The sequence below is a fragment of the Flavobacterium sp. genome (genome assembly GCF_035760125.1).
Taxonomy (GTDB): domain Bacteria; phylum Bacteroidota; class Bacteroidia; order Flavobacteriales; family Flavobacteriaceae; genus Flavobacterium.
In genome coordinates this window covers 1-3564 of record NZ_DASTTN010000252.1, presented here as the reverse complement: position 1 = coordinate 3564, position 3564 = coordinate 1, and the positions used below count along the sequence as shown (strand labels likewise).

The 3564-nt window shown below is 33.6% G+C and carries 3 protein-coding genes; 1 reads left to right on the top strand and 2 read right to left on the bottom strand.

The window, feature by feature from the left end; translation table 11 throughout:
* Window positions 1–189 precede the first annotated feature (189 nt).
* Window positions 190–1440: an NAD(P)/FAD-dependent oxidoreductase gene (locus VFS71_RS09170; protein ID WP_326400805.1), complete on the bottom strand. Its 1251-nt coding sequence runs from the start codon at window positions 1438–1440 to the stop codon at window positions 190–192.
* A 98-nt stretch (window positions 1441–1538) separates the two neighbouring features.
* A complete protein-coding gene (locus tag VFS71_RS09165; RefSeq protein WP_326400803.1) occupies window positions 1539–2606 on the bottom strand; it encodes a class I SAM-dependent methyltransferase in 1068 nt (355 codons plus the stop codon).
* Between the two features lie 204 nt (window positions 2607–2810).
* Between VFS71_RS09165 and VFS71_RS09160 the strand changes: the two genes are divergently transcribed.
* The coding region (locus VFS71_RS09160; RefSeq protein WP_326400801.1) for an aromatic amino acid ammonia-lyase at window positions 2811–3564 on the top strand (754 nt) is incomplete at its 3' end.

Sequence of the window (3564 nt, the reverse complement as noted above, 5' to 3'; positions counted from 1 at the left end):
CTTGCTTTTTCATATCTAGATAATTATTGGTTTATTTCTTTTGAATTATAAAGATATAAAAATAATGTAAGTTTTTCGTGAGTTTATTTTATTTAACTATTTAATAGTCAGTAATTTTAAGTTTTAATAGTTGAATTTAGTTGTTTAGCAGTTTTTAAATTTAGAACACAAAAAAATCCTAGTCATAAACTAGGATTTTTTTTGTGGACTTTCCATTTGGAGTATGTGAGCCATATTTCTGATAAGATTGTCGTGTTTTTTTACAAATGGATTTTCTTCATCCCAAACATAGCCTGCGAGAACAGCACATATTTTTCTTTTTACATCTGGGTTTTCGGGTTGATGGAAAAATAGGGTTTGAAGGTTTCCGGTATACCACTCTTTTACGTAAGTGGTAAAAACGGCAATACCTCTTTTCATATATCCAGTAAATTCAGTTTCCCAATCTACAGTAATTCCCTGTGATTCTTTGAGGTATAGTTTGGCGGCAAGCATACCCGATTCGGTAGCAAATGCAACACCCGACGAAAATACGGGATCCAAAAACTCAGAGCTGTTCCCTGTAAGCGCAAAACCATCTCCGTACATTTTTTTGACAGATCGGGAGTAGTTTTCTAATTTGATAGGTTCAAATATAAAATCAACTCCTGCAAATCGTTTGATATAAAAATCAGAAAGCTGAATGGCATTTTTCAACGCTTCAGTATTGTCTTTATTAGCAGAAAGTGAATTGATAAAATCCGTTGGCCCTACAACGCCAAGGCTTGTATTGCCATTCGAAAAAGGAATAACCCATAACCAAACTTCGGTTTCGAGTATGTCAAATGAAATCATCGTTCCTTCCACTCCTTCCGGACGGTTGATATCGACAACATGCGTGAAAATAGAGGAATGTGGGTCTAATTTGGAAGGAGTGTCCAAGTCCAAAAGTCGTGGTAATACTCTACCATAACCACTAGAATCAATGATGAATTTAGCGTGAATTTCTTTTAGATTACCGTCTTTGTCTTTTACAACGGTAATCGAATTTTTTCCTTGAAAAGTAACCGAAACCACTTCCGACTCAAATTCTAAATCGATACCTTTCCGGATTACTTCTTGAGCCATGGTGTTGTCAAAATCGGCTCTGGGCACTTGCCAAGTCCAATCCCAACCTTCGGAAAATTTATTACTGAAATCAAAAACACAGATATCTTCTCCTCTTATAAATCGGGCTCCCAATTTTTTTTCAAAATTCATCGCATCCAAACATTCGAATAATTCCGCTTCCGCAAAATGATCCATAACTCTTGGAATAAGGCTTTCGCCTACAACTATTCGAGGGAATTTTGTTTTTTCTACAACCTTAATTTTGATTCCTTTTTTATGAAGATAAGAAGCAGAAACACATCCAGATGGTCCTGCTCCAATGATTAAAACATCTACGAATTCCTGTAACATTTATTTATTGCAATTAAAGTTTTTGTAAAGAGTGTGTCGTGATTTATAGCTTCGACTAGAAATACGCTGTGAGAGTGCAAAAATAAAGATTTATCGAGTTATAAAACTCTTTTTTTACATTTAATCAATGTGTGGCTCATTCCAATCATTTCATGCATTTCAGCTACTACAAATCCTGCTTTTTCAATTACTTTCAAAATGTCCTCTGAATGAAACATTTGGCTGTTTCCATTGGCAACTGCCGTAAAATATAAAGAAGTGGCATGTAAGCTATATGTTGATGCTTGAAATTTTTGCAAATCCCAAAACGTTTCCAAAATATAGAAACTGGCATCGTCTGTCATTGCTTCATAGGCTCGTCTGAAAAGACTGTAAACTTCTTCCAACGAAAAACAATCTATAAATTGACTCATCCAGATAATATCGGATCCTTTTGGGAATGGAATAGAATCATCCAATAAATTGGCGCCTATAGTAGAAATTCGATCTTCAAAACCTGCGTCCGCAATGTTTTTCTGTGCTACTTTGACCTGTCCCGGTAAATCCAATATGGTGATTTTTACTGTTGGGTCGTATTTGGCACATTGTAAAGAAAATTTTCCGGTATTGCCCCCAATATCCAAAAATGATTTGGGATTATTGTCAAATAAAATAGGCATAATTTCAGGAAAAGTATAATCGGAATAAAAATGATCAAAGTCAAACCAACTTTTTTTGATCTTTTCTGGCAATTCAGATAAACCAATATAAACGGTATCCCAATTTCCTAATTCTTTCAGTCCTTCCGGTTTTCCATTTACTATAGATTCTTCCAAATGATTTATTGCCAGATAATTTACATCTTGTGTGAAATCCATATTTACATTGGTCATTTTATCCCTTAATATAAAATAACCAGTTTTTGTGAGTATGAATTCATTGTCTTTCAAATAAACCATTTCCAAGCTTAAACCTGCTTCGAGTAAAACTTTTACGCCATAGACAGATAAGTTTAAGTCCGTGGCTATGGTTTCTATACTCGCTTTGTCTTTATTAAATAAGTATTCTAAAATACCCAAATTTCGAAGTGATTTTGCTGCTTGAAACATAATTGGGGCAAAAGCAATTTTTTGTGCGTCTAAATTCGCTTGAACAACATTTTTTTTGTCAGAACCAAAATCTTTCATTCTTTTTTTGTTATTTAAGAGGGCATTGTAAGTGCTTGTTAATATATTAGTTATGTTTGTTTTTCTGATTCGTAAAACAAAAAAAATATAGGTTTACTAATTTTAGCGATATTGTGCTACATTTGTTTATTCAAATTAACCACATTAAATTCTAAATAAAAATTAATTTTTGATATATTTAGTTGAAAAAATAATACAAATTGAATGAATACTATAAAGGAATTTTTAAGTCTAGAAGAGTTTGAATCTGTAATCTTTAATAATGACAAAATAAATATTAGCCAAGTTGTTTTAGATCGAGTTAATGAAAGTTTTGATTTTCTAAAAGAATTCTCAGTTAATAAAATCATTTACGGTGTAAATACCGGATTTGGGCCAATGGCTCAATATCGTATTAAAGATGAGGATCGTATACAATTGCAATATAATTTAATACGAAGTCATGCTTCTGGTACAGGAAAACCGTTGAATGCAACCTGTGTTAAAGCAGCGATTTTGGCTAGGCTTAATACACTTTCTTTAGGTAATTCTGGAGTTCATTCTTCAGTGATTCTATTGATGCAAGAATTAATCAATCGAGAAATTACTCCGTTAATATTTGAACATGGTGGAGTGGGAGCCAGTGGTGATTTAGTACAATTGGCACATTTGGCTTTGGTTCTTATTGGTGAAGGAGAGGTTTTTTATAAAGGGGAGAGAAGACCTACTGCAGCCGTTTTTGCCATAGAAAAACTGGAGCCTATTCAAGTTGAAATTAGAGAAGGATTGGCTTTGATGAATGGAACGTCTGTGATGACTGGAATTGGAGTTGTCAATGTGCATCATGCCCATAAATTATTGGACTGGTCAATTAAATTTTCTTGTGCTATCAATGAACTTGTACAAGCTTACGATGACCATTTTTCGGAAGAACTAAACGATACAAAGCGTCATAAAGGACAGAGAGAAGTAGCTTCGA

Bases quoted from the DNA above. Each gene is read 5' to 3' on its own strand.
- VFS71_RS09170 (WP_326400805.1), bottom strand. From the start codon at position 1,440: ATGTTACAGGAATTCGTAGATGTTTTAATCATTGGAGCAGGACCATCT.
- VFS71_RS09165 (WP_326400803.1), bottom strand. From the start codon at position 2,606: ATGAAAGATTTTGGTTCTGACAAAAAAAATGTTGTTCAAGCGAATTTA.